This window comes from Citrobacter sp. Cpo061 (genome assembly GCF_030332845.1).
GTDB classification, from domain to species: Bacteria; Pseudomonadota; Gammaproteobacteria; order Enterobacterales; family Enterobacteriaceae; genus Citrobacter; species Citrobacter portucalensis.
Map to the genome: position 1 here is coordinate 94,263 of NZ_JAOWHB010000023.1, position 24,801 is coordinate 119,063.

Below are 24,801 nucleotides of genomic sequence, written 5' to 3' on the forward strand. Positions count from 1 at the left end.
GAGGTATCAACGTGGAAAAGCAGTTTGATGTGATATGCATGGGCCGCGTGGCGGTTGACCTCTACAGTCAGCAAATTGGCGCGCGCCTGGAAGATGTGTCGAGCTTTGCCAAATATCTTGGTGGTTCGTCCGGCAACGTGGCTTACGGCACGGCACGCCAGGGACTGCGTTCTTCAATGCTGGCGCGGGTTGGCGACGAACATATGGGGCGTTTCCTGCGTGAAGAATTAAACCAGGTAGGCTGCGATACCAGCCATCTGATCACTGATAAAGACCGCCTGACGGCGCTGGTGCTACTCGGCATTAAAGACCGGGACACCTTCCCACTGATTTTTTACCGTGATAACTGCGCAGATATGGCGATTACCGCCAGCGATGTTGATGAACAGTACATCGCTTCTGCTCGTTGTCTTGCCATCACCGGGACGCATCTTTCTCATCCGCAAACCCGCGAGGCGGTGTTGACGGCGCTCGCTTACGCCCGGCGTCACGGCGTGCGTACGGCGCTGGATATCGATTATCGCCCGGTGCTGTGGGGACTTACTTCCTTAGGCGACGGCGAAACACGCTTTATCGCCGCCGATCAGGTCACCCGCCAGTTGCAGGAGGTGCTGCATCTTTTTGATGTAATTGTCGGTACCGAGGAGGAGTTTCATATTGCGGGCGGCAGTACCGATACGCTGCAGGCGCTGTCGCAGGTTCGCGGCGTGAGTCACGCGACGCTGGTCTGCAAGCGCGGTGCGCTTGGCAGTTCGGTGTATACCGACGCGATCCCGGCCCGGCTGGACGATGGCCTGACGGTCACCGGCGTACGCGTAGAGGTGCTGAACGTGCTGGGGGCGGGGGATGCGTTTATGTCTGGCCTGCTGCGCGGCTATCTTAACGATGAGGGGTGGGAGCAGGCGTGCCGCTATGCAAATGCCTGCGGCGCACTGGTGGTATCACGTCACGGCTGTGCGCCGGCGATGCCGAGCAAAGTTGAGCTTGATGATTATCTTTCTCGCGCTGCAGAGGTTCCGCGTCCGGATCTCGATCCGCATCTCAACCATTTGCATCGCGTGACGACCCGTCGTCGCACATGGCCGGAACTGTGCGTGATGGCCTTCGATCACCGTAGCCAACTGGAAGAGATGGCGTTGCAGTGCGGCGCGTCTTTGAAGCGTATTCCGGCATTGAAACAGCTTATTTTGCAGGCCAGCCGTGAAGCGGCCAACAGCGCCGGGCTGGAGGGCAAGGCCGGGCTGCTGTGCGATGGTACGTTTGGTCAGGATGCGCTGAATGCGATAACCGGAGAGGGCTGGTGGATAGGTCGCCCTATCGAACTGCCGGGGTCGCGCCCGCTGGAGATGGAACACGGCAATATAGGCTCGCAGCTCATTAGTTGGCCGCAGGAACATGTGGTGAAGTGTCTGGTCTTTTTCCATCCGGAAGATGCCCACGCGTTGCGTCTGGAACAAGAACAAAAAATCGCTGAGGTGTACCGCGCCTGTTGCCAGTCCGGTCATGAGCTGCTGCTGGAGGTGATTTTACCGGCCAGTATGCCGCGCAGTGATGAACTGTATTTGCGCGCCATTTCCCGTTTCTACAACTTAGGGATCTACCCCGACTGGTGGAAACTCCCACCGCTGGCTTCTGCTGGCTGGACGGCGTTGAGTGACATTATCGAACGGCGCGATCCGCACTGCCGTGGCGTGGTGATCCTGGGTCTGGACGCTCCGGCAGAGCAACTGCGTGCTGATTTTAAAGCGGCTGCGGGTCATGGGGTGGTGAAAGGTTTTGCCGTGGGACGCACGCTGTTCGGCGACGCTTCCCGCGCGTGGTTGAAACACGATATTGACGATGCGCAGCTGGTGGCGCGCATTAAAGATAACTACCTGCAGCTTATCGCCTGGTGGCGCGAGCGCGGACAAGCATAATTCAGGAGAAGATGATGACGGTACAATTAGGTATTAATCCACTGACATGGACGAATGACGATCTTCCTTCACTGGGCGCTGAGACGTCGCTTGATACGTGTCTGAGCGAGGGCAAAGAGGCTGGATTTGCTGGTTTCGAACTGGGCAACAAATTCCCGCGTGAGGCGCGACTGCTCGGCCCCATTTTGCAGCGCCACGACCTGCAACTGGTTTCCGGCTGGTACTCCGGACGTCTGCTGGAACGCAGCGTGGAGGAGGAGATTGCCGCTGTGCAATCGCACCTGACGTTACTGCGCGAACTGGGAGCGAAGGTGCTGGTCTTTGCCGAAGTCAGTGGCTGCATTCACGGCGAGCAGCAGACGCCGGTACATCTGCGTCCGCGCTTCCCGCAAGAGCGCTGGCAAGAGTACGGTGAAAAGCTCACTGAGTTTGCGCGCTACACCCAGCGGCAGGGAGTACAGATTGCCTATCACCACCACATGGGAACGGTGATTGAATCTGCTGAAGATGTGGATAATCTGATGACGAATACCGGTGATGAAGTTGGCTTGTTGCTCGACACCGGGCATTTGACCTTTGCGGGTGCCGATCCGTTGGCTGTGGCGCAGCGCTGGGCATCACGTATCAACCATGTTCACTGCAAAGACGTACGTGCCGACGTGCTGGCGGATGTCAAAAACCGCAAAACCAGCTTCCTCGATGCGGTGCTGAGCGGCGTCTTTACCGTGCCGGGAGATGGCTGCGTTGACTATCCGCCAATCATGGCATTGCTGAAGGCGAACCAGTATCAGGGGTGGCTGGTGGTGGAGGCGGAGCAGGATCCAGCCATAGCGCATCCGCTGACGTATGCGCGTCTGGGCTATAACAACCTTAGCCGTCTGGCACGGGATGCCGGGCTTATCTGAGGAGGTGATATGTCACGTTTATTATCACGCTGGCAGCAGCCGGACGCGCAAGGGTGTACGCAGTCAGTGACGCCGGAAAGCGCCGGTTGGGGATATGTTGGCTTTAGAGCGTATGAACTGGAGGAAGGGCAGCAGCTTACGCTGCCCGCCGTCAGCGAAGAACGCTGCTTGGTACTGGTCGCCGGACGCGCGACCGTCACCACGCCGGGCGCAACTTTTACGGATATCGGTGAGCGGATGAGCCCGTTTGAACGCATCAAACCGTGGGCGGTTTATGTCACTGCTGGTGAAACAATACAGGTTCAGGCGGTGACCAGACTGGAGCTGGCGGTCTGCGCTGCACCGGGGAAAGGCACGCACCCAACACGGCTGATCGCACCTAAGGATATCGACGGGGAAGCCCGCGGCAAAGGGCACAACCAGCGCTACGTGCACAACATCTTACCGGAAGATAAACCCGCAGATAGCCTGCTGGTGGTGGAGGTGTGGACCAACGAAGGTTGTACCAGTTCTTACCCAAGCCATAAGCATGACACCGATAATCCCCCGCAGGAAACCTATCTGGAGGAGACTTACTACCATCGCCTCAACCCGCCGCAGGGATTCTGTATGCAACGGGTGTACACCGACGACCGATCGCTTGACGAGTGTATGGCAGTCTATAACCGCGACGTGGTGATGGTGCCGAAAGGGTATCACCCGGTGGCAACCCTGGCGGGATATGACAGTTACTACCTTAACGTGATGGCCGGCCCGGTTCGCAAATGGATGTTTACCTGGGAAGATGAACATGCGTGGATTAACAGGGATTATCCGGTTGATAAGTAAGGTCATGAATGACTTTTTTAACTGCGAGTCGTTTTTTTCCCTCCTTTTGATGAGTAAAAGGGGGAAGAATGGGATGACGGTTGGCGCTATTTAAGTGCTCATTATTCTCATAGATCGCCTGGCCATGAGAATAATGCAAGCGTCGATATATTTGGGGTTATGGCAGTAGCCGGGGTGATCTCGAGAACACCCCGGCTATCTTTTGTTTATATCCCGATCAGGAATTTGGTTGATGGTTCTCAACTACCCAGACGGTGAGTACTTTTTCCAATGTTTTATCTCCCGTCGTCGCCTTCGCTCTCACCCAACTTACACCGGCCGTATCCGTTCTCAGTTCAGAGTAAGCATTCCCTAACTTAAAGTTGGTTTTATCCGGCGTCATCGTAAAGGTTCCGCTGCCGGGTTTGGCTTTGCTGCCTGCGCTAAATTCGACACTGCCGTTTAACGGGTTACCGAATTTATCCTGCAACCGGGCCATAAAGCCTACCGGCTCAAGGTTGGCAACGGCATAGCCAGGATCCTGCTCCAGAGTGAGTACTGGATTCTGGGCATCGGCATTCAGCATTATCGAAGCATTTGCCGAGACATTGCTACCGTGTTCAGCCAATGTGGCGGTCAGCGTGTAACGACCCGCCTTATTACCGTGGACATTTACAGTCGCAGTACCGGAACCATTGGTGGTGACAAGCGTATTGTCAATCACCAGAGGATCGCGTGGCGATGGGCCTGTAGCCGTAATTTTCAGCTTACGGTTGCTGACGCCGTTCCCTGATGTATCGGTCAGATGCAGGGTAAACGCCACGTTATCCACATCACTGACTACGGCGGATGTAGTTGACGGTTCGATCGTCAACGCGGCATTTTGCAGATCCGATACCACCTCAATCGCCTTACTCGCCGTAACGCGTTTACCCTCTTTGATGAAGGTTGCCTGCAATTGATAGTGCCCAGCTTCTGCGGCAATAAAGGTTGTTGATGCCATTCCTTTCTCATCCAATGTCAGTTCGGACTGGCCCAGTTTTAATCCACTGGCAGGGGAACTGGTCAGGTGCACGTCACCACTAAATGGGTTGTTTTCACCGTCGACAACCTGTACCTGAATTTCATGTGCCGCTGATGTGTTTGCCACAATGCTCTCAGACGGTGCGGTCAAATTCAGCGCTGCGCTGTTAATATCAGGTACGAATTCCAGGTCAACGCTTGAGGACTCAACGCTGTGCTGCCCATCTGTAACCCTGGCATTAACGGTGTAATGACCTGCCTTAACCGTAGTTAACGTTACCGTTGCGTAACCGTCTTTATTGGTGGTGATTTTCTCCGGGTACACGAGCCCTTGTGGCGTTACGATAAGCTCCACTTTCTGTCCTTCAACCGACGCGGCGGTATTGTTGAGCATGATCTCAAGCGTGGCACCATCGCGACCGTTTGCTGCAATATTGGTGATTGCGCCATTGTCTTTGGCCGTCAGAGACAATGTTGCCCCCTCCATTGCAGAGGCAAATGTTACGCTTAGCGATGAGCTGATGTTCCCCGCGCTTAGCGTAATATCATAAGTTCCCGGCGTTGAACTGGTCAGTGAGAATCTTGCTTCACCTTTGGCATCGGTCTTCACAACGTTCTCCCCATTCGCGATCTTAACCTGTGGCGGTAACGCCAGAGTGACCGTGTATCCGGACAGCGGGTTCCCATAACGGTCGGTCAGGGTAACGACCGCGACATTACTCTGTTTGCCATCCGCCAGCGCATTGTCCCTGGTCAGGTTAAAAGCCTGCACCACCGGTTGCGTTTTGTCGGCAATCCAGTTGGCTTGTTTTTCCAGCCCGGAGAAATCATGCTTTTGTGACGTCACACCAATGCGTGTCGCCTGAACCAGTTCAGACGTTGCCTTAGCGCTGTACACGCCGTCTTTCTCTTCTACGGCAGTAAAACGGACTTCGCCGCTGGCTGAAACTGCATAAAAACGTAAGCTGTCGTCGCCGGTGATGGCATTCCCGTCTTTATCTTTTGCTTCTAACGCCAGGCTAATCGGGTGTCCAACGACCTGCTCCATGGGCATTACTGTGAATGTCGATTTTGCCGCCTCTGCGGAAACCGCTTTTAGTGTCACCGTCAGGGTTTCTGTTTTACCCAGGACTTTAGCGGTGATGCGTGCCGTCCCCGCCGTTAAACCCGGCGTCAGCGTGGCGGTATACACCCCGGTGCGGGTTTCCTGCACTTCACCAAGTTTTGGAGCCTGTGCTGAACGCTCACGATTTCTCTGTGTGTCAGGCGTAAACGCTAAAGACAACTCAATGTCATGTGCAAGCCCTGTTAACGGATTACCATTGGTATCTTTAAGCACCAGCGTAACCGGATGCTGTGACTTCCCGTCAGCCGCGATGATCGGTTGCTGCTCGCCGTTCAATGTAAAATCCATTGTGCCGACAGAGGCCGAACTCCCCGTCACCGTCACGTTCATCACCGCATAGTTAGAGACATTTCCTTTAACATCTCGCGCCGTTGCACCGATTTGCCAATGATTAGTGCCGCCTGGTGTATAAGCGGGTAACGTCAGTTGCCATGATGTGCCGCTACCGGAAATGCGTCCGCCAGCGGCGGTAAATGCGCTATCGTTCCACTCTACCGACTGAATGCCCCAGTGGGATTTATCCAGCGAAATAGTCACCGGAATAACGGCGCCACCTTCCCCCTGTACGCTTTCAGGCAGGCGGATTTTCAGAACCGATTTTTTGCGGTATTCCAGAACAATATTGTTATTTCGTTCGACAAAATCGTAGCGTCCGTGCTGAACTTCGCGCATTAACGCAACATTGTCGCTGTCCAACTGCTTCGCCAGCGGGATGCCGGGGCGATAGTTAATCTCTATGCCGAAGCGTGAATCATGAGTATTGCTCTGCCCCTGCTTGTGTTCAGCGGAAAGCGTAACTAGCGGAACCGGCGTATAGCTGATCCCGCCTGTAAAGGCGTACGGATTTTCCTGAAGATGATCGCTGCCAAAGAGGCCGACATTCTTGCCGTAATACTTTTCATATTTAAGCGATGCGCCCAGTTGCGGATACGATGGTAACCAACCTTGGGTATAGATATCCCATCCATCCGCCGGACGTTCCTGATAATCATCCAGATCGTGAGAATCCTTCCATTTTGATAATCTTAAATAAGCATTTGCGCCTGCGCGTAAATAATCTCGCCAATACTCAACGCCTGCACCCATACGTGCGTGATGACGACTTAAATCGTAGTCATAAAATAAGTTTGCGCCCAGCATTGAATTATCCGCCGTGAAATAGCGATAACCCATGCCGATATTAGTTTGGGTTCTGTCATCGGTACGGTGAAGCGATGTCTGGCTAAATAAAACATGCTGCTTTGTATCAACCCACGGATAAAGGAAATCGAACGCCGAATCTTTCAACGAGAAAGCGTCATCGACGTTGAGTTGAATACGCGCATTACCGTACTTCTGTAGCCACTCTACCACCTCCTTCGTTGCCTGTGCTGAGACGGTATTGGCAGCAAAACTGCCCGCATGGCCGTTTTCAATACTTCTGCCAGCCTGCGCGGCGAGAGAAGACAGGCCGCGCAGTTCTTGCTGTTCTGCGGCGGCCTGCGATGCCTTAACGGCTGACGCATGGCTGATGGTTGGCGTGAAGCTAAGAAGGGCAGGATACAGAGCCTGCAAAGCGATTGTTGACCATGCGACAACCTTATTAACGGGGCCTGTTGCCCCATTGCTCCGCGAAATTTTCTTATTTGACATTTGTAACTCCAATATCAATTAAAAAAATCAAAGGTTATTCCATGTACTGAACGGGATGCGTAATATATGTATTTAGTAGGAAAATTCAAGAGTTGTTCATGGAGAAGTTAACTGGATATTTTTACACTATGCGGCATTATGGGCTGGCTAACGATGTCGAACGTTTAAATGACGAATGTATTTAAAAAATACGTTTATTTTTATCGTGACGATTTTAAGCTTGTAGGGATATTATTTAACCATGGTCGTTCACTGTTAAATAAAAAGAGTTATCAGGAAATTAATCTGCCTGTTCGTATTCAGCTATCATCACGTTCTCCGGATCTAAGTCTGGAACGTGTCAACACTTTCAGGACGGGGCAATAGACACAAAAAAGCCCTCAGCTTGCGCTGAGGGCTTTCACCGGTGTTTGGTGGAGCTGGCGGGAGTTGAACCCGCGTCCGAAATTCCTACATCCTCGGCACTACATGCTTAGTCAGTCTTTACATTCGCCTGGCACCTGCGGACAGACACGCCACTACCAGACTAGCCTGATTAGTTTTAACGCTTCAACCCCAGGCAGGGCCTCCACGCGATCTCTTTTGGGTTTGACCTCTCTTTGATCCCCGTCTTAAGAGCGGAAGCTAGGGAGAGAGGGCTCAGAGCAGGTTATTAAGCTGCTAAAGCGTAGTTTTCGTCGTTTGCGACTATTTTTTTGCGGCTTTTTACGAGGCCAACCGCCCCTCGGCATGCACCTTGGGTTTCGCGAATCCCGTCGAATCCAGAATCAGCCCCAATGTATTAGAGCAAGTATAACAGACTTGTGACACGCGTGACCAGCCCCCGCAACCCCTAATCCTCAAGGATTTAGCGCTCGCGCAGCGCTTCTTTTGCGCGATTAAACGGTTTGATTAAATAGTCGACGATGGTTTTTTCACCTGTTTTTATATCCACTGTGGCAATCATGCCAGGTACGATGGAGAAATGGCGTCCCAGTTTGTTCTGTAAGAAGTCCTGATGCGTGCGGATAAACACGCGGTAATAGAAGATTTCCGGTTTCACTTTGTCCTGAATGGTGTCCGGAGAGATGGTTTCGACTACGCCTTCCAGTCCGCCGTAAATGGCGTAGTCATAGGCGGTTATCTTTACCAGCGCCCGCTGGCCGGGATGGATGAACGCGATATCACGCGGCGACAGGCGCGTTTCTATCAGCAGATGATCGTCCAGCGGCACAATCTCCATCATCTCGCCGTTGGGCGGGATAACGCCGCCGATGGTGGTGACCTGGATGTTTTTCACAATACCGCGCATCGGCGCGCGTACGGTCAGGCGGGTGACGGAATCCTCGCGTCCTTTTAAAATCGCCGCCAGCATATCCACTTCGGCGTTGGCCTTTGACAGCGCTTCCCGCGCCTGCACGAAATATTGCGAGCGCAGATCGGTGATTTTTAATCCCAGATCGCTTTTTTGTCGTTGCAGGCGCAGCACTTCTACGTGGCTGGCAGCACCGCTTTTCTCCAGCCGTTGGGTGATGGCCAGTTCTTTATTTACTGAGATCAGTGCATCCTGAAGTTCTGCCATTGAATCCGCAAGCTGCGCGCGGCGGCTTTTATACAGGCGAGTTTCGGAGGCGATGAGATCCGGCCAGGCGCGCAGTGAATCGGGAAAGACCAGCGGCAGATCGTTAACTTCGGCATTAAGCCTTGCGCTGGAAGCCAGTGAGGCGCGATAACGGGCTGCACTCTCCCCAACGTTGGACTCAGAACGGGTGGGGTCGAGGCGGGCGACTATTTGATTGGCCTGCACTTTATCTCCCTCGCGTACCGTAAGCTCGGCGAGAATGCCGCCATCCAGCGACTGCAAGACCTGCTCTCGCGAGCTGGGGATCACTTTCCCGCTGCCGGTTGAGACTTCATCCAGCTTGCCGAAATATGCCCAGATACCCAGGACGGCAAACAGCAGCGTGCTGAGCAGAATAATACGGCTGGCCCCGGAAAAACGGTGCTCGCGGCGGATATCGAGGTCGTCCATGGCGGCATCATGCGGATTGGTTTTCATTTTTCCACTCCCGACCGTGAGTTGGGGCGGGTGCCCGGCTCGCATTTAATGCCTGCGCTTTCGGGGCATCCATAACCAGTTGGCCTTCTTTTAATACCACCACGCGTTCGACCAGCTCCAGAACCGGTACGCGATGAGTGGCGACAATCAATGTGCGGTTGCCCAGCCACTGGTTCAGGCGCTGAATAAACTCCCGCTCGGTATGTTCATCCAGCGAGGCGCTGGGTTCGTCGAGCAGCACGATATTGGGCGATCGCAGCAGCATTCTTGCCAGCAGGATCGACTGCCGTTGTCCACCGGACAAACCGTTGCCGCCCTCCATAATGGGATGCGCCAGCCCTTTGGCGAGCTGTTTAACGAAAGCTGCCGCGCCGCTGACCTCCAGCGCTTCGAAGATCTGCGCGTCGCTGGCATGCGGTGCGCCGAGGGTCAGGTTCTCGCGCAGGGTGCCGAAAAACAGCCGCGCGTTCTGGCTAAGAAAACCGATGTTGCGGCGTAAATCAGCCATATCGATCTGCGCCAGACTCAGGTTGTCGAGCCGGACATCGCCCTGGATAATCTCCACACCACCCGCCATGGCCTGCAGCAGGGTTGATTTCCCGGCACCGTTACGCCCGAGGATTGCCACGCGCTCGCCGGGCATGACCTCCAGGCGCGAGATGCGCAGCGGAACGCGCTGATCGTCGCTGTGGTAGCGAAAGTGTGCGTTCTCAAACAGATAATGACCGTGAAAAATTTCCTGATGCACCCGGTCTTCGTCGTACTGCGTTTCGGTGGGGAGCTGCATGATGCTGTCTAACCCCATCTTCGCCGCCTTGACCTGTTGCCAGCGGGCCAGCACGCCGCACAGATTAGCCATTGGGGCAATCATTCTGGAACCGAGCATCGAAGCGGCCACCACGGCGCCGGTGGTCATCGTGCCTTCAATGACCATCGGCGCGCCGAACATAATGATCGCGGCGTAGACCAGACTTTGTACCGACATGCCCCAGCCAATCAGCCCCTGAGTCAGCCTGCGCGTGCGCAGCCCGGACTCTCCGGTAATGCGGATGTAGCTGTTCCACTGCTGTAAAAAGCGGTTTTCCGCCTGCATCAGCTTGATGTCTTCCAGCCCCTGGACGCTTTCTACCAGCACCGCGTTGCGCAGGGTGGATTCATGGGCAGCCTGGTTGGCGAGCACCGCCAGCTTCTTCTGTAACAGCAAACCTGGCAGGATCATCAGCAGGGCCGCGACGGGCGCTATCCATGCCAGCGGCGGGGCGATAAAAGCCAGCACCACGATAAACAAAAAGAAAAACGGCAGATCGACAATGGTCGACATGGTCGAGGAGGTGATCATCTCGCGAACCTGTTCCAGCTCGCGCAGTTGAGAAATGAAGCTCCCCGTCGAGCGGGGGATGGCGCTGTTGCGCAGGCGCAATGCATGGCTGAACACGCGATCGGAAATGCGCATATCGGCGCGTTTGCCGAGCAGGTCCATTATGTGGGTACGCGCTTCGCGCAGCAAAAAGCCAAACAGCACCGCCACCAGAACGCCAGTGGAGAGAACATACAGCGTTGGATAAGACTGGGCGGGGATCACCCGGTCATAAACCTGCATGGAAAAGATAATCCCGGCGAGCGACAGAACGTTAATCAGAAAGGCGGCAATCATGACCGGCAGATAAGGACTAATGTCTTTTAACACCAGTTCGCGCATCCAGTCGGGCTTGAAGCGCGAAATATAGCGGTCTACCCGACTGTCCTTCAGCGCCGACAGCGGGCGCATCGCGGTAATACTCACGATCTCCGGCAGAAGCTCTGCGACCGTGAGCCGGTTACGCTGGCCCTCTTCGGCGATGATAAATACATCCAGTGCATCTTCGCCGTTGAAATGTTCTATCACCATTAGCTGGCCGTCGCGCAGTTCCGCCACCACCGGCAGACGCCACTGACCGAACGCCTGCGTGGCGGTATCCAGCGCATGAAATGACAGTCCCGCCTGACGCGCCAGTTGCGACAGGGCTGTGGCCCGGCTTTTTCCCGCAAACCACGGGGCGTTGGCCTGGATTGCGCCGGGAGAACAGGCCACGCGATAGTGATTGGCAATATGCGTCATCGCCTGCGCCCACTGGCTAAGAGCGTGTTCGCTAATCGCATCTTTTGCATGTGAATCGAGGTCGCTCATAGCTTGATCTCCACCGATTGAATGCTGCGATTATTTAAGGCGAACGCCTGGCGAAGCGAGCCAGTGTTATAGAGGCAGTTCAGCTGGAGCTGGCGCAGCTGGTTTTGAGTCTGGAGTTCCGCAAAACGGGCCTGATACACCTCTTGCTCGGCGTTAAGCACGTCGAGCAGCGGGCGCGAACCGAGGTCCAGATACTGCTGTTGATAAAGCTCGCGCGTTTGTTCACTCAGTCGCTGCTGGCGGCGCAGAATCTGCAGGGCGGTGGCGAGGCTCATTGCCTGGCTGCGGGACTCCAGTAATTTTTGTCGTACTTCGAGTCGGGTGCGCTGGATGGAGTATTGTGCAGACTCTACCGCATGGCTGGCGGCGTTGCGCCTGGCGGTGAGTCCGCCCCCCTGATACAGCGGCATCTCAACTTTTACCCACGTGGAGTACTGGGTTTTGTCGAGCACCTCATGGCTGGGATATTTGTCGTTGAGATAATGCTGAACCGACGGTTCCAAAGAGATGGTGGGCGTCATCTGCGCGTTGGCGTAATCGAGATTTGCCTGTGCCACATTCGCTTGCGCCCAGGCCGCCAGAACCGCGGGAACCAGTTTATCTTCCGGTTTGACCACATCGCAACTGCTGTCCAGTTTGGCCGGGAATTCGTTGCTGATGCCGTTAAGTGAGTTCCAGCCGAGGTAACTCATCAATGTGGCCTTACTGCTGTCGAGATTGGCCTGATACTGCGCCAGCTGAGAACGTGCAGACTCGATACGCGCATCGGTTTGCACCACGTCGGACAGCGAGGTTGCCCCTTCATCATTGCGTTGTCGGGTCAGTCGACCAATGTCGTTTAAGGCGGTGAGCTGTTCTTCGGCGGCGTCCACCATTTGCTGCCACGTCTGCACCTGGACTATCGCGTTGGCGGTTGCGTGGGCGATGGTATCAATACTGAGTAACACATTCGCCTGCTGTTGTGCGGCTCCGGCTGTCTCGGCGCGGACCTGGCTTGCCACTTTGCCGAAGTCGTACAGCATTTGTGACACCGAAATAACCAGCGCCGGGCTAAAGCCGTGGTCGGTATAGGTATTGCTGTAACCGTTATTCATTCCGGCAGAAACCTGCGGGTAATATTTCGATTTCGCCACGTCGATCTGTTCGTTTTGCGAAAGCAGTTTGCCGATCGATTCACGAATAGAAGGATGCCAGCTCACGGCACGACTTACCGCGTCGTTGAGCATCAGGTTGCCGGGGGCGGCAGCGCTCAGCGGCAGATCGGCAACCGCGCCGTCCAGCGAGGGAAGCATCTGGCTGGTGGCCAGTCCTTCCGGCGTAATAATTTGCGGTTCATCTTCGGCATTCACCCGCAGGGTACAGAGCGTTAATGCCAGAAGTAATGCAACAGGCGCGACATTTCTCATAGTTTATCCCTTACAAAATACGGCAGCGACGACTGTTATTGCCCCGGACGTCATGGCATCCGGGGCTGTAGTTATGGCGCTTTAACGCATTGCGTTAACGTCAGGGCACGATGTGATTTTGTTGCACCAGCTCATCGAGCGTGGTGTGTACGTTCTCCAGCGTTATGAGATTGGTTGAGTGATATGTGTTGCCCGTACCGTCGCGGTCGATGGCAATCACCGTGTTGTTACCGCTGGTGGTTACGGTGAGGTAGTTGCCGAGCGTAGCGTTCTGCCCGTTCCAGCCCACCAGCAGGTCGCCGATATCGATTTTGTCACCCTGGGCCAGTGAGAAGTTGGTCCAGGTGTCGGTAGCACCATTGCTAATGTTGCCGCCGGTAGCGTCGTTGGCGTTGAGCAGGTGATAAATCAGCGTATCGCCGTAGGCGCTGCCAGTCAGGCGATCGGCATCGACGGTACTCACCACTTGCGGATTCATATTGATGGTCAGCGTAGCGGTATCGGTATGGCCATTCTGGTCGTTAAGGGTGTAGGTAAATGTCTCTTTGGTGACGATGGTGGAGAGCGAGACATCGCTGTTGAGGGCATAGGTGTAATGACCATCAATGCCAATGGTCAGTTTGCCGTACAACCCGTTAATGATGGCGCTGGTCGTGCTACTCAGCGGATCAAGCGTGGCGGTACTGCCGCCCGTGCCGTTCACCGTCAGCAAGGTATGCACGCTGGCAATATGGTCTCCGTCATAAATATTGCCGGTGACGCTGTTCGCTATGGAAGTCTCGAAGTTTTGCAGGTCGATTATCGTACCTTTCACGCTGGGGGTGATGGTGATATTCCCCAGCCCCAGCCCCCCGACGCTTCCGGTATAGTCGAGGCGATAGTTGCCGGGGTGCAGTACGATCCCGCTCAAGGCTATATCGATATTGCCACCAACCAGCAATCCGCCATTGAAAGAGTTACCGGCAATCTTGATGTTGTTGCTGTCATACAGCGCCCAGGTGACGGTCAGCCCGCCCAGCGTCAGACCTGACGCGACGTTAAAATGCAGTATGGCGTTTTGCACCGCCGTTCCCGTAGCGATTTCAATGACGCCAGTACCACTTTTTGAGGTGGGTGAAAGGAGTTGGGCACTCCAGCTGGCGTTCCCGACGCTGTCGTCGGTAAACGACCGGGAAGTATCCGCCTGGGTACTAACCGCCATCGTGCTGCTGACGTCATTTACTGCATCCAGCGCCTGTGGGGTTGGTTTGATATTCAGCGATGCACTGCCGGTATCGCCGTTTGGCGCTTTGACCTTATACACGAAACTGTCCGGCGTATTGATACCGTCTGCGCCCAGTCCGCTTCTCAGCGTGTAGGTGTAGTTCCCTTTCGCATCAATAGTCAGCGTGCCGTACTGCCCGTTAATGGTGGTTGTACCCGTTCCGTTTACGGTGACACCGTTAACTTCGGTGATAACGGTATTGGCCGGAGCCGAGTCGTTGAGCAGCAGGTTTCCATTGGTTGTCGCACTCAGGCTGTCGACGGCGTAGGTGTGATCGGCCTGGATATTCAGGGTATAGCTGGTCAGCAGCGTCAGACCGCCGGAGGCGTTAAGCAGGAACAGATAGTCACCGCCAGGCAGGGTGATGGTGTAATCCGTTGAGCTACCTCCTAGCAGCGCCGTGACCCAGTTGGGCTTCACGCGGAACTGCTCATATTGCTGAATGGACTCGTTGAAGCGATAAACATAGAGGTCAAAACCGCCAACCGTGACGCCGAGAACGCTGGCCTTGACGGTCAGCGTGCGGGTTGCGCCATCATCCACATTAAATTTGATCGGATTGGTTAAACCATTAACCAGACTGACATCCAGCACATTACCCAGTCCGACGTTGGCGAGGGTGAAGCCGGTTTGCTGTGATGTGCCATGATCAACCGCGATGACCTGCGTCCCGTAAGTCAGCGCAGCCACATCGTCTGCCGCGGTTACCGTACTGGTGGTGGGCGCCTGACCGAGCGTTACCACCAGTTTTGCCGAGGAGTGATCGCTGCCATGCGTCAGCGTGTAGGTGAAACTTTCGGAACGGCCATACACCGAGATTGACGTATTGGTCAGGGTATAGGTGTAACTACCGTTCTGATTGATATGCAGGATGCCGTATTTCCCCTGCACATCAATGCCGCCCGCCGGGATGTTCACGACGTTGCCGTTACCGTCGGTGATGGCGGTGACCAGCGTGCCGGAAGGGGCATTATCCTGCCCGTTGGCGGGATCGGTATCGGTGATGATATTGCCAGACTCGGTAGTACCGCCGGTGATGGTTCCTGCGCTGGCTTTTACCACTGAGACATCAAGGCTGGTGTATGCCCCGGTCGCCAGCAGGTTGGTGTTGTAGCTGACCACGCGGTAATCACCGCCAGTCAGTCCGCTGTAATTGAGCGTTACGCCTGAGGCGCCCAGAGTGAGGAGGCTGGCAAAGTCTGGTTTTCCGGTATCCACCACCGTCACCCAGGCATTCAGCGCGGTGTCAAAGCGCTGGATGACGACTTCAAGTGTGTTTAACAGCGACAGCACCACGCCGGTCGCTGCGGCATTGATTGTAATGGATCCGCTGCCGCCAGAAGCGATGCTGAAATTCACGCTTGCCGTATCGTTCCCCAGCACGTTGGCGACATTTCCCAGCGCATTGACCAACAGGAAACCATAATCGCTTTGATGCTCGGTGCTGACGGTGACATCGGTTTGTAGCGGCAGGCTGGTGACATTGTCTTCAGCCAGTAGCGGCAATACTGGTGCGAGAGCGTTTGTCGGCGATGAGGTATTTCCCGCCGCATCGGTCGCCGTGGCGGACAGCGACTGCCCTTCAATCTGGCGAACCGGCAGGTTGACGCTGTAGACACCGCTGCTGTTGGCGATTGCCGTCACGCTGGTGCCGCCGGGCAGAGAAATGGTGACCGTGCTTCCCGCTTCGGCGACGCCGCTGACGGTACCGCCATCGGCGCTGATCAGGAGCGTTGGCGCGGTCGGTGGCGTGGTGTCCACAATCACGCTGAACGAACCGGACAACCCACTTGCGCCGTTGGCGTTGGTTGCCGTGGCGGTAAACGCATGGTTACCTTCGCTGAGTGCACCGGATGGGGTAAAGCTCCAGATCCCGTTACCGTCTGCGGTCGTGAAGCCCATTAGCACGCCGTTGTTGTACAGATTGATGACGGCGTTAGCCTGCGCCGTTCCGCTGAGCGTTGGCAGGGTGTCATTGGTGGTTTTACCGGGAGCGACGGGTCCCATGATAGTGCCGACGTCATCGAGCACGCTGGAAATAACAGGCGCAGGTGGTACGCCGGTAAACGGTGCCAGCACGTTACCCGCTGTACCGATGTTGCCTGCGGCATCCTGTGCGCTGACCAGCAGAGTTTGCCCACTGATTTGCGGTGGGTTCAGAGTGAAGGTGAAATTACCGGAGGCGTTGGCGGTTGCCGTGCCGAGCACCGTTCCGCCGCTGGAGGTAATAATGACCGTGCTGTTTGGTTCGGCAACGCCGGTGAGCGCGGTGCCGTTGGCGTTTACCGCCAGCCCGGTTGGGATACCCGGGGCAACGGTATCGACCACGATCGCTGCCGCAGACGATATGCCACTGGTATTACCCGCACTGTCCGTTGCAGTGATGGTAAACGAGTGGGTACCTTGTGCCAACGCGGTAGTCGGGGTGTAGCTCCAGTTGCCGCTGCCGTCCGCCGTTACGCTGGTGACAAAGCTGCCGTTATCATAAATATCAACTCGCGCGTTGGCTTCCGTGATGCCGTTTAACGTTGGGCGCGCGTCGTTGGTCGGCTGATTGCTGCCAATCGGCCCGGTGTTTGGCCCGACATCGTCAATAATGCTGCTGATTGAAGGCTGCGTCGGCGCCGTGGTGTCAACCACCACGCTAAAGCCTGCCGTCGCGCCGCTGGTGTTGCCCGCCGCATCAGTGGCGGTGACTGTGAAGGTGTGCGATCCATTAGCCAGCGGTGTGGTTGGGGTAAACGACCAACTGTTATTGCTTTGCACCAGCGCGGTACCCAACAGGGTGCTTCCGTCATAGATGCTGATGGTGCTGCCTGCCTCGGCGGTGCCGTTCAGCGTCGGGCGTGCATCGTTGGTCAGCTGTCCGTTGCTGAGCGCTGCATTGAACACGCCGCCTGCGATATCATCCACCACCGAGACCAGCAGCGGGACGGATGGTGCAATGGTGTCGACATTAATCGTAAACCCGTCTGAGACAGGGCCCACGTTCCCGGCGGCGTCGGTGGCGATGGCGGTAAACACATGCTGACCGTTGCCAAGTGTGGTGGTCAGATATTCCCAGGTGCCGTCTATCGTCGCAGTCACCGTTGCCAGCAGCGCGCCATTATCGTAGATGGCTACCCGGGCACCGGCTTCCGCTGAACCGCTGAGAACGGGACGGGTGTCGTTGGTAAAGGCTCCGTTCGATAGCGTTCCGGTTCCCGGCTGCACGTCATCAAACGCCTGGATAATCGTTGGCGCAAGCGGGGCGACGGTATCAACAACGATGTTAAATCCCGCAGACGTCGGGCTGACGTTTCCGGCCGCGTCGGTGGCTGTTACCGTCAGCGCGTGGTTACCGTTGCCAAGTTGGGTTCCCGGTGTGAAGCTCCAGGCGCCCGTACCATCTACAGGAGCAGATCCGATCAGCGCTCCGTTATCGTAAATTTTCACCATGGAATTGGCTTCTGCCGTACCGCTAAGCGTCGGAAGTGGATCGTTCGTGGCCTGACCGTTGTTCAGATTTCCAATCAGTGGGCCGACATCATCCGCAACCTGAGTAATCACTGGGGCTGTCGGTGCCAGAGTATCGACGGTGAAGGTAAAGCCACCAGAAGGCAGGCTGGTATTGCCTGCGCTATCTGTAGCCGTGACGGTCAGAGTATGCTGGCCGTTACCCAATGCCGCAGAAGGCGTAAAACTCCAGTTTCCGCCTGCGCCGACGATGGTGGTGCCAATGGCCTGACCATCGCTCAGCACGGTAATGGTTGCGCCAATTTCACCGGTACCGCTAAGCGCCGGGCGACTTTCGTTGCTGATTTGCCCATTGGAGATAGGCCCGGTTGTCGGCGCAGTATTGTCCTGAACGGTCAGAATTACCGGTGCAGACGGGGCAATTGAATCGACCAAAATGGTGAATGAGGTGGAGGCTCCGGTGGTATTGCCAGCTGCATCCGTCGCCGTCACGGTAAAGATATTTTCCCCCTGCGCCAGCGCGTTTGTCGGGGTGAAGCTCCAGTTACCGGATCCATCGGCATTTGCGGTGCCAATGATCGTACCATTGCTGCGAATAGTGACAATGGCATTGGGTTCGGTAATGCCATTCAGTGTAGGTTGGGCATCATTGGTCAGTTGACCGTTGGTCAACTGAGTGCTTCCTGGCTGATCGTCGATGACTGACACAATAGTTGGCACTACTGGTGGGAGTGTGTCGACCAACAGAGAGAATGGCGCGGTTGCCGGGCTGACGTTACCCGCGGCATCCGTGACCGTGGCGGTCAACGCGTGATTGCCCTTGCCGAGCGCCGGAGAAGGCGTAAAGCTCCAGTTGCCGCTTCCGTCGCTGGTGGTTGTGCCAATCACCGTGCCGTTATCGCGGATGGTGACCACGCTATTCGCTTCGGTGGTACCTTCCAGGGTTGGCGTATTATCGTTGGTTGTCTGCCCGGAAATGAGCGTGGTTGTTCCACCTACATCGTCGGTTACTGACACAATAACTGGCGTACCAGGCAGGCCTGTGTCCACCGTTATTGGGTAGGATGCGGATGGGGCCCCCTGATTGCCAGCCGCGTCAGTGGCGCGCACGGTAAACGTGTGAGGGCCGTCATTCAGGGCATTTTGCGGGGTAAAGCTCCAGTTTCCGCTGTTGTTAACGGTAGTGGTGCCGATGGACACGCCGCCGTCATAAACCGTAATGGTCGCCCCAATCTCGCCAGTACCACTCAGTGTTGGGCGCGTGTCGTTAGTGCTTTGTCCACTGCCGACATTGCCCGTCACCGGAGCCACGTCATCAGTAACGGCGGTGATGCTTGGCGCGAGCGGCGCGGTGGTATCGATGGTAATGGCATAGTTTGGCGACTGGCCGCTGGTGTCGCCATTTACCGTTTGAGAGACAGCGTAGTTCCAGGTCGTGCCGTCCGCCAGCGCGCTGGGGATGGTGTAGCTCCAGGCTCCCGTGCTCGCATCAGCCCGGACGGTGATTAGCAGGATTCCGTTTTGGTAGATATGTACATCAGCTCCGGCTGTTGCCACGCCTTGTAAGGTTGGCTGCGTGTCATTGGTCGTTTTTCCGTTTGCAATGATGCCAACAGTAGGGGCGAAGTCGTCAAAGATTTCAAGAGTGGGTGGAATAGGTTGCCCTGAGTTTGATGCCGTAAACGAAGTCTCAACGCTTTGATTACCCGCAGTATCCTGCGCGATAGCTGTTAGCAAAGCGCCTGAGGTCTGTCCAGGAGAGAGCGTGACGGTAAATTGACCTGTCAAGGCATCAGCGATTGCGCTACCTAATACCGTAGAACCCTTCGAGATAATCACAGTACTTCCAGGTTCTGCTGTTCCCTTAACGTTTGTTCCGTCAGGGTCAACAGTTGTGATCAATGGTGCATTTGGGGCATTAGTATCAAGGTTTAACGTTACTGGCGTTGCAGCGGAGATATTGTTTCCATTGCTGTCTTTTGCGATAAAAGTGAGATTATTCACGCCTTCACTTAGTGGCACGTTGATACTCCACGTGCCGTCAACACCGACCTGAACAGTTGCTATGGCGTCAGGAAGACCATTGTCATAGATGTATACAGTACTGCCTGCAATGCCGGTCCCGCTGATTGTTGGGAGGGTATCGTCCGTTACGCTACCGTTGCTTAGTGAGCCAGTAAAGACACCCTGATCGTCTTCAATGTTGCTAACGACCAACGGTGTCGAATTCACCGTAAACGAAATGCTGTTTGAGGTGCCGCTGGGGTTGCCTGCAGCATCGGTAGCGACTGCCGTCAGCGTGTAGGTGCCATTGGGCAGCGCCGTCGTCGGTGTGATAGTCCACAAACCATTCACTACGGTCGTGGTGCCGATAACCGTCGTGCCGTTATACAGCGTAATGATCGAGCCGCTTTCTCCTGTTCCGCGCACGGTCGGCGTACTGTCATCGGTTGTGCCGTTCTCTGCGATATCTCCCTGAATAGTGCCTGCGTTGTCATCTGCCGCCTCGATCGTAGGCGTTGCGGGAGGCGTAATATCAATGTTCAGGGTGACGGCAGTCGACGGCTGGCTGACGTTGCCTGCCGGATCGGTTGCGGTGATGGTGACCTGATAACTGTCCGGGTTAATATCCGTGGTCGGCGTAAAGCTCCATGTGCCGTCTGCACCAACCTTGGTGGTGCCCAGTGGTGTGGTATTGCCGTCGAGATACACCGAAATAACATCCCCCGACGTACCGGTGCCGCTAAAGGTTGGCGTGGTGTCATTGGTATTGCCGTTAGTGACCGCACCCGTTACCGGAGCCACATCGTCGGTAATGATTGGCGCGGCTGGTTGTGCGGGAGGTGTGTTGTCTACCGTCAAGGTAAAGCTGGCCGATAGGATCCCCGTGTTGCCTGCAACGTCAGTCGCTGTAGCGGTGAACTTATGCGGCCCGTCGGCGAGTGAGGTTGGGGTAAATGTCCAGGTGCCGTCTGGCTGTACGGTGACGGTGCCAATAGGACCACCATTATCATAAATCGTAATCTTCGCGCCGGGCTCGCCGGTTCCGGAGAGTTCGGGATTCGAGCTCTTGGTACTGCTGCCGTTATTCAGCGTTTGTAGGTTTGTCCCAATCAGACCTTCTGCGGAGCTGATAACCGGGGCTGCTGGTGGAGTGGTATCAATCGTTAGCGTAAAGTTTCCGGCATTGCTGGCGTTGCCTGCAACGTCCGTGGCAATAGCGGATAAATTGTGTGTGCCTTCACTGAGCGGTTGGTCGAGTTGAATACTCCAGGTGCCTCCGGGCAAAACAGTCGTGCTTCCAATTGGCGTAGCTCCATCATAAAGAGTGATCTTAGAACCGTCTGTTCCGGTTCCTTTCAGCTCTGGCAAGGTATCGTTTGAACGGCTTCCGGTAGGCAGATCGATCGGTGCATTCCCAACGTCGTCGGTAGCAGCCAAAATGACAGGAGCGCCCGGCGGTTGGGTATCTACGGTAACGCTGACCACTGTGGGTGAGGTGATGACATTACCGGCGGCATCAGTTGCCGATACCGTAAACTGATGGGTGCGATCGCTGAGCACCTGATTCCCCGGAACGGTATAACTCCAGGTACCCGAGCTGTCGACAAGAATAACCGTCAATAACTGAATGCCATCGTACAGGTTTACCAGTGAACCTGGCTCACCGGTACCCGAGATGGTTGGCGTATTGTCGTTGGTGACCCAACCGTTATTTGCAACGCTGCCCGTAATGCTGCCAACGTCATCGTTAACCAACGTTATCACTGGAACAGTTGGCGCAATTGTATCGACAATTATTTTCCAGCTTGCCGCGCTGCTGGTGTTATTCGCGGCGTCTGTGGAGGTCACCGTGAAGATGTGAGCGCCCTCGCTTAGCGCCGAGACTGGCGTATAGTTCCAGTTACCGTTGATATCAGCGACAACGGTCGTCAGCAGGGTGCCGTTATCGTAAATTTTGACCTGAGAACCTGCTTCGGCGGTGCCTTCCAGCTTAGGTTTGCTATCGTTGGTGACATCGCCGTTATTGAGAGGGCCCTGATACATGGGCTGGTCATCCGTCACGGCGGTGATGATGGGCGTTCCAGGGGCGGTAATATCCGGAGCCACCGCGGAAGTTGGCTGACTCTCGTTATTGCTACTGTCCGTTGCGGTAACTTTTACCGTTTCGCCGTTCATTTTCGACGGCGTAATCGACACCGTGAAGTTGCCGCCGCTGTCTGCCTGGCCTGTGCCGATCTGAATACCATTGCTGTCTTTTACAGTGACGGTGCTTCCCGCTTCAGCATGTCCGCTTACAGAACCACCGTCCCCGGCGACGGTGACGCCGGTTGGCGCGTCAGGCGCCGTGGTATCCGGGGCGGTAATCGCGCTGTTGCCGCTGGTATTGCCAGCCGCATCCGTCGCGTTGGCGACAAGATGTTCTCCGTTGGTCTGCGGCGGAACCAGCGTGGCGGTGAATTCTCCGTTCGAGCCGGCGGTTACTGTTCCAATTATCGCGCCACCAGGATCCAGAATATGTACCGTACTGTTGGGTTCCGCCATGCCGGTAACCTGATCGCCTGTAGGATTAATCACCAGATTAGCTGGCGGCAGCGGGGCCGTGATGTCTGGCGCGAGCGCGGTTTCCGGTAGGCTTGGGTTCCCGGCAGGATCGGTGGCGATAGCGGTAATGGTTTCACCATTGGTCTGAGGCGGGTTAATGGTGATGGTAAATGAGCCATCCGTTCCGGCGACGCCGCTGCCGATCTGAAGACCGTTATTATTATTGATGGTCACGGTACTTCCTGGTTCGGCTGTACCGGTGACGACAGAGCCGTCGGCAGATACGTTCAGATCGTCCGGCGCTGACGGTGGCTGAGTATCGATAGTGATATTGAATGCCGCTGACGTTCCTCCCGTGCCCAGGTGGTTGGTTGCTGTGGTGGTGAAGGAGTATGAGTCGTCCTGCAAGTTGGTGTTGGAGGTCCAGGTCCAGTTGCCGCTGGAATCGGCAAGCACGCTTACAACAAGCGCGCCGTTGTTATAAATGTTAACCGTGCTGTTGGCGTCTGCGGTACCCGAGATCGTAGGCGTTGGGTCGTTGGTGGCCTGATTATTGTTCAATGGCCCAGTTGAGGGGGTAACATCATCCACAATGCTGATGATAACAGGCACGCCCGGGTAGCCAGAGTTGGTGGCATTGAAGGACGTGTCTGGCCCGACGTTGCCTGCCTGGTCCTGAATCTTCGCGATCAGCGCTTCACCGTGCGTCTGTGAAGGTGAAATCGCGATGACGAAATTGCCGGTTTGATCAACGGTAGTTGAACCCAAAACCTGATTATTACTACCGATGATAATGACCTGGCTTCCTACCTCAGCACTACCGGTTACCTCGGTGCCTTGCAAGTTTACGGAGGAAATGACCGCGCCTTCAGGCGGGGTAGTATCGACGGTGAATGTCGGTACACTCGTTTCCGCGCTCACGTTACCCGCATCGTCAGTTTGCGTCAGCGTCAGATTATGAACACCGTCGCTAAGCGGCGTGTCAGGTGTAAACGTCCAGTTACCATTGTCATCCACCTGAACCATGCCAATCAGAATGCCATTATCAGAAATGCTGATGTAAGAGCCCGCTTCACCAGTGCCTGTGAGTGTTGGCGTGGCATCGTCGGTTACACCGTTATTACCTATCAAGCCTTTAATGGAACCTGAATCGTCAGTTACTTCTGTGACCACAGGGGCGTCGGGGGCAAGCGTATCGACAATAATCTCCCAACTGTCCGACATGTCGCTGCTGCCCGTACCGTCTGATGCACTGACGGTAAACTTGTGGGTACCGTCTGCGAGTGGAGAGGATGGCGTAAACGACCAGTTGCCGTTGGCATCGATAGTGACCTGGCCTATTTCGACGCCGTTATCAAAAATATGCAATGTGGCATTTGCGGGGCCGGTGCCCTGAAGAGTGGGCGTATTGTCGTTGGTGGATTCCAGCTGATTAACAGGGCCAGTAATCAGCTCCTGGTTATCGATTACGCTGGTGATAACGGGTACGTCAGGCATGTTAGGGGTTGTTGTTGGCGGTGAACCACCATCCCCATTACCACCGTTGCCATTACCGTTGCCATTTCCGCCATTTCCGTTGCCGGCGTTATTATCACTCCCGCCGCCACCACCGCCGCCACCTCCACCATCCGCCGCGAGGCCAATTCCGCCTGCGACCGCGATCCCACCAAGAACCCACGGCCAGACGGCGCCGCCTTCATGGCTTCCCTCGGCAGTCATTAGCGGAGTGAGATCGTCCAGATGCTGGAAATGGAATGCCCCATCAGTATCCTGAACCCACCACAGCGCGCCATTACTGTCTTCCAGAACAAGCTGGTTTTGCGCATCACCTTTTCCGACATAGAAGTTCTTAATGGTGATGGTTTCACCTGAGCGGAGTGTGACAACCAGATCCTGATTCACGCGAGTCAGTTGACTTACCTCCTCACGTGACACCGACAGTTTCACGATAGAAGGCGAACTGAGCGTAACTTCAGAGGATTCAACATTTGTGGAAACGCCAGTTAATTTTGATACAACGGCGAGTAGACGCATATGTTCACTCCTGATGGCATGTCGGGAGTATTAATCCGCAACAGCGCGCTGGGAAAATGAGCAGACAGGGGCCCCGTTCACCATAAAGATGAATTTACACAGGTAATTACATTGATTAGATCATGCAGAGGTTCATTTACTTATCAAATACGTTCGGGCCCTGTTAGCTGAATAGTTCTTTCGTATTAGATGATATAGTCAGAAAGAATGTATTCTGCAACTTATCCATATATAAAAATATATTTGGCTAATTGAAAAGTATACTTCCCGGTGTGTATTCAATGATTTGTCTTTAGTTAACTTATTGTATTTAAAGGTTTACTTATTTAATTGAAATGGACGGGGATATAATAAACAACAGTAATAATAGTGTTATTAAATAAGTTTGAATATATGCGATATGGTCTTGAAGTTTTATTTTATTAGACTATGGGGCGCTACGGTAATGCCAGGGGAGTTTATTTCATACCTGAACGATTCAG

8 protein-coding genes and 1 other RNA gene are annotated in these 24,801 nt (G+C 55.1%); 3 read left to right on the top strand and 6 right to left on the bottom strand.

The window, feature by feature from the left end; genetic code table 11:
* Positions 1-11 precede the first annotated feature (11 nt).
* From OGX97_RS02995 to iolB, 3 genes are read left to right on the top strand one after another with little or no spacing between them, the layout of a single operon-like run.
* A complete protein-coding gene (locus OGX97_RS02995) occupies positions 12-1,916 on the top strand; it encodes a bifunctional 5-dehydro-2-deoxygluconokinase/5-dehydro-2-deoxyphosphogluconate aldolase (protein WP_279850937.1) in 1,905 nt (634 codons plus the stop codon).
* Positions 1,917-1,930: 14 nt separating this feature from the next.
* On the top strand, positions 1,931-2,821 hold the full coding sequence (gene iolE, locus OGX97_RS03000) for a myo-inosose-2 dehydratase (RefSeq protein ID WP_235127587.1): 891 nt from the start codon (positions 1,931-1,933) through the stop codon (positions 2,819-2,821).
* A 9-nt stretch (positions 2,822-2,830) separates the two neighbouring features.
* Positions 2,831-3,649 carry a 5-deoxy-glucuronate isomerase gene (gene iolB, locus OGX97_RS03005; protein WP_048215741.1) on the top strand — a complete coding sequence of 273 codons (819 nt, stop codon included), beginning with the start codon at positions 2,831-2,833 and terminating at the stop codon, positions 3,647-3,649.
* Positions 3,650-3,866: 217 nt separating this feature from the next.
* On the opposite strand, the gene OGX97_RS03010 is transcribed toward iolB, so the two are convergent.
* From OGX97_RS03010 to OGX97_RS03035, 6 genes are all read right to left on the bottom strand, one after another.
* A complete protein-coding gene (locus OGX97_RS03010; RefSeq protein ID WP_279850936.1) occupies positions 3,867-7,409 on the bottom strand; it encodes an inverse autotransporter beta domain-containing protein in 3,543 nt (1,180 codons plus the stop codon).
* Between the two features lie 411 nt (positions 7,410-7,820).
* Positions 7,821-8,184, bottom strand: a transfer-messenger RNA (tmRNA) gene (gene ssrA / locus OGX97_RS03015).
* 72 nt (positions 8,185-8,256) lie between these two features.
* Positions 8,257-9,420, bottom strand: coding sequence for an HlyD family efflux transporter periplasmic adaptor subunit (locus OGX97_RS03020; protein ID WP_156183273.1), 1,164 nt, complete (start codon positions 9,418-9,420; stop codon positions 8,257-8,259).
* Positions 9,421-9,427: 7 nt separating this feature from the next.
* Positions 9,428-11,614: a type I secretion system permease/ATPase gene (locus OGX97_RS03025; RefSeq protein ID WP_235126968.1), complete on the bottom strand. Its 2,187-nt coding sequence runs from the start codon at positions 11,612-11,614 to the stop codon at positions 9,428-9,430.
* Positions 11,611-13,020: a TolC family outer membrane protein gene (locus OGX97_RS03030; RefSeq protein WP_008785529.1), complete on the bottom strand. Its 1,410-nt coding sequence runs from the start codon at positions 13,018-13,020 to the stop codon at positions 11,611-11,613. Before OGX97_RS03030 ends, OGX97_RS03025 begins: the two co-directional genes overlap by 4 nt.
* 100 nt (positions 13,021-13,120) lie before the next feature.
* The gene (locus OGX97_RS03035; protein WP_286591878.1) at positions 13,121-24,319 is read right to left on the bottom strand and encodes a BapA/Bap/LapF family large adhesin; all 11,199 of its coding nucleotides are present in this window, start codon (positions 24,317-24,319) and stop codon (positions 13,121-13,123) included.
* Positions 24,320-24,801 lie beyond the last annotated feature (482 nt).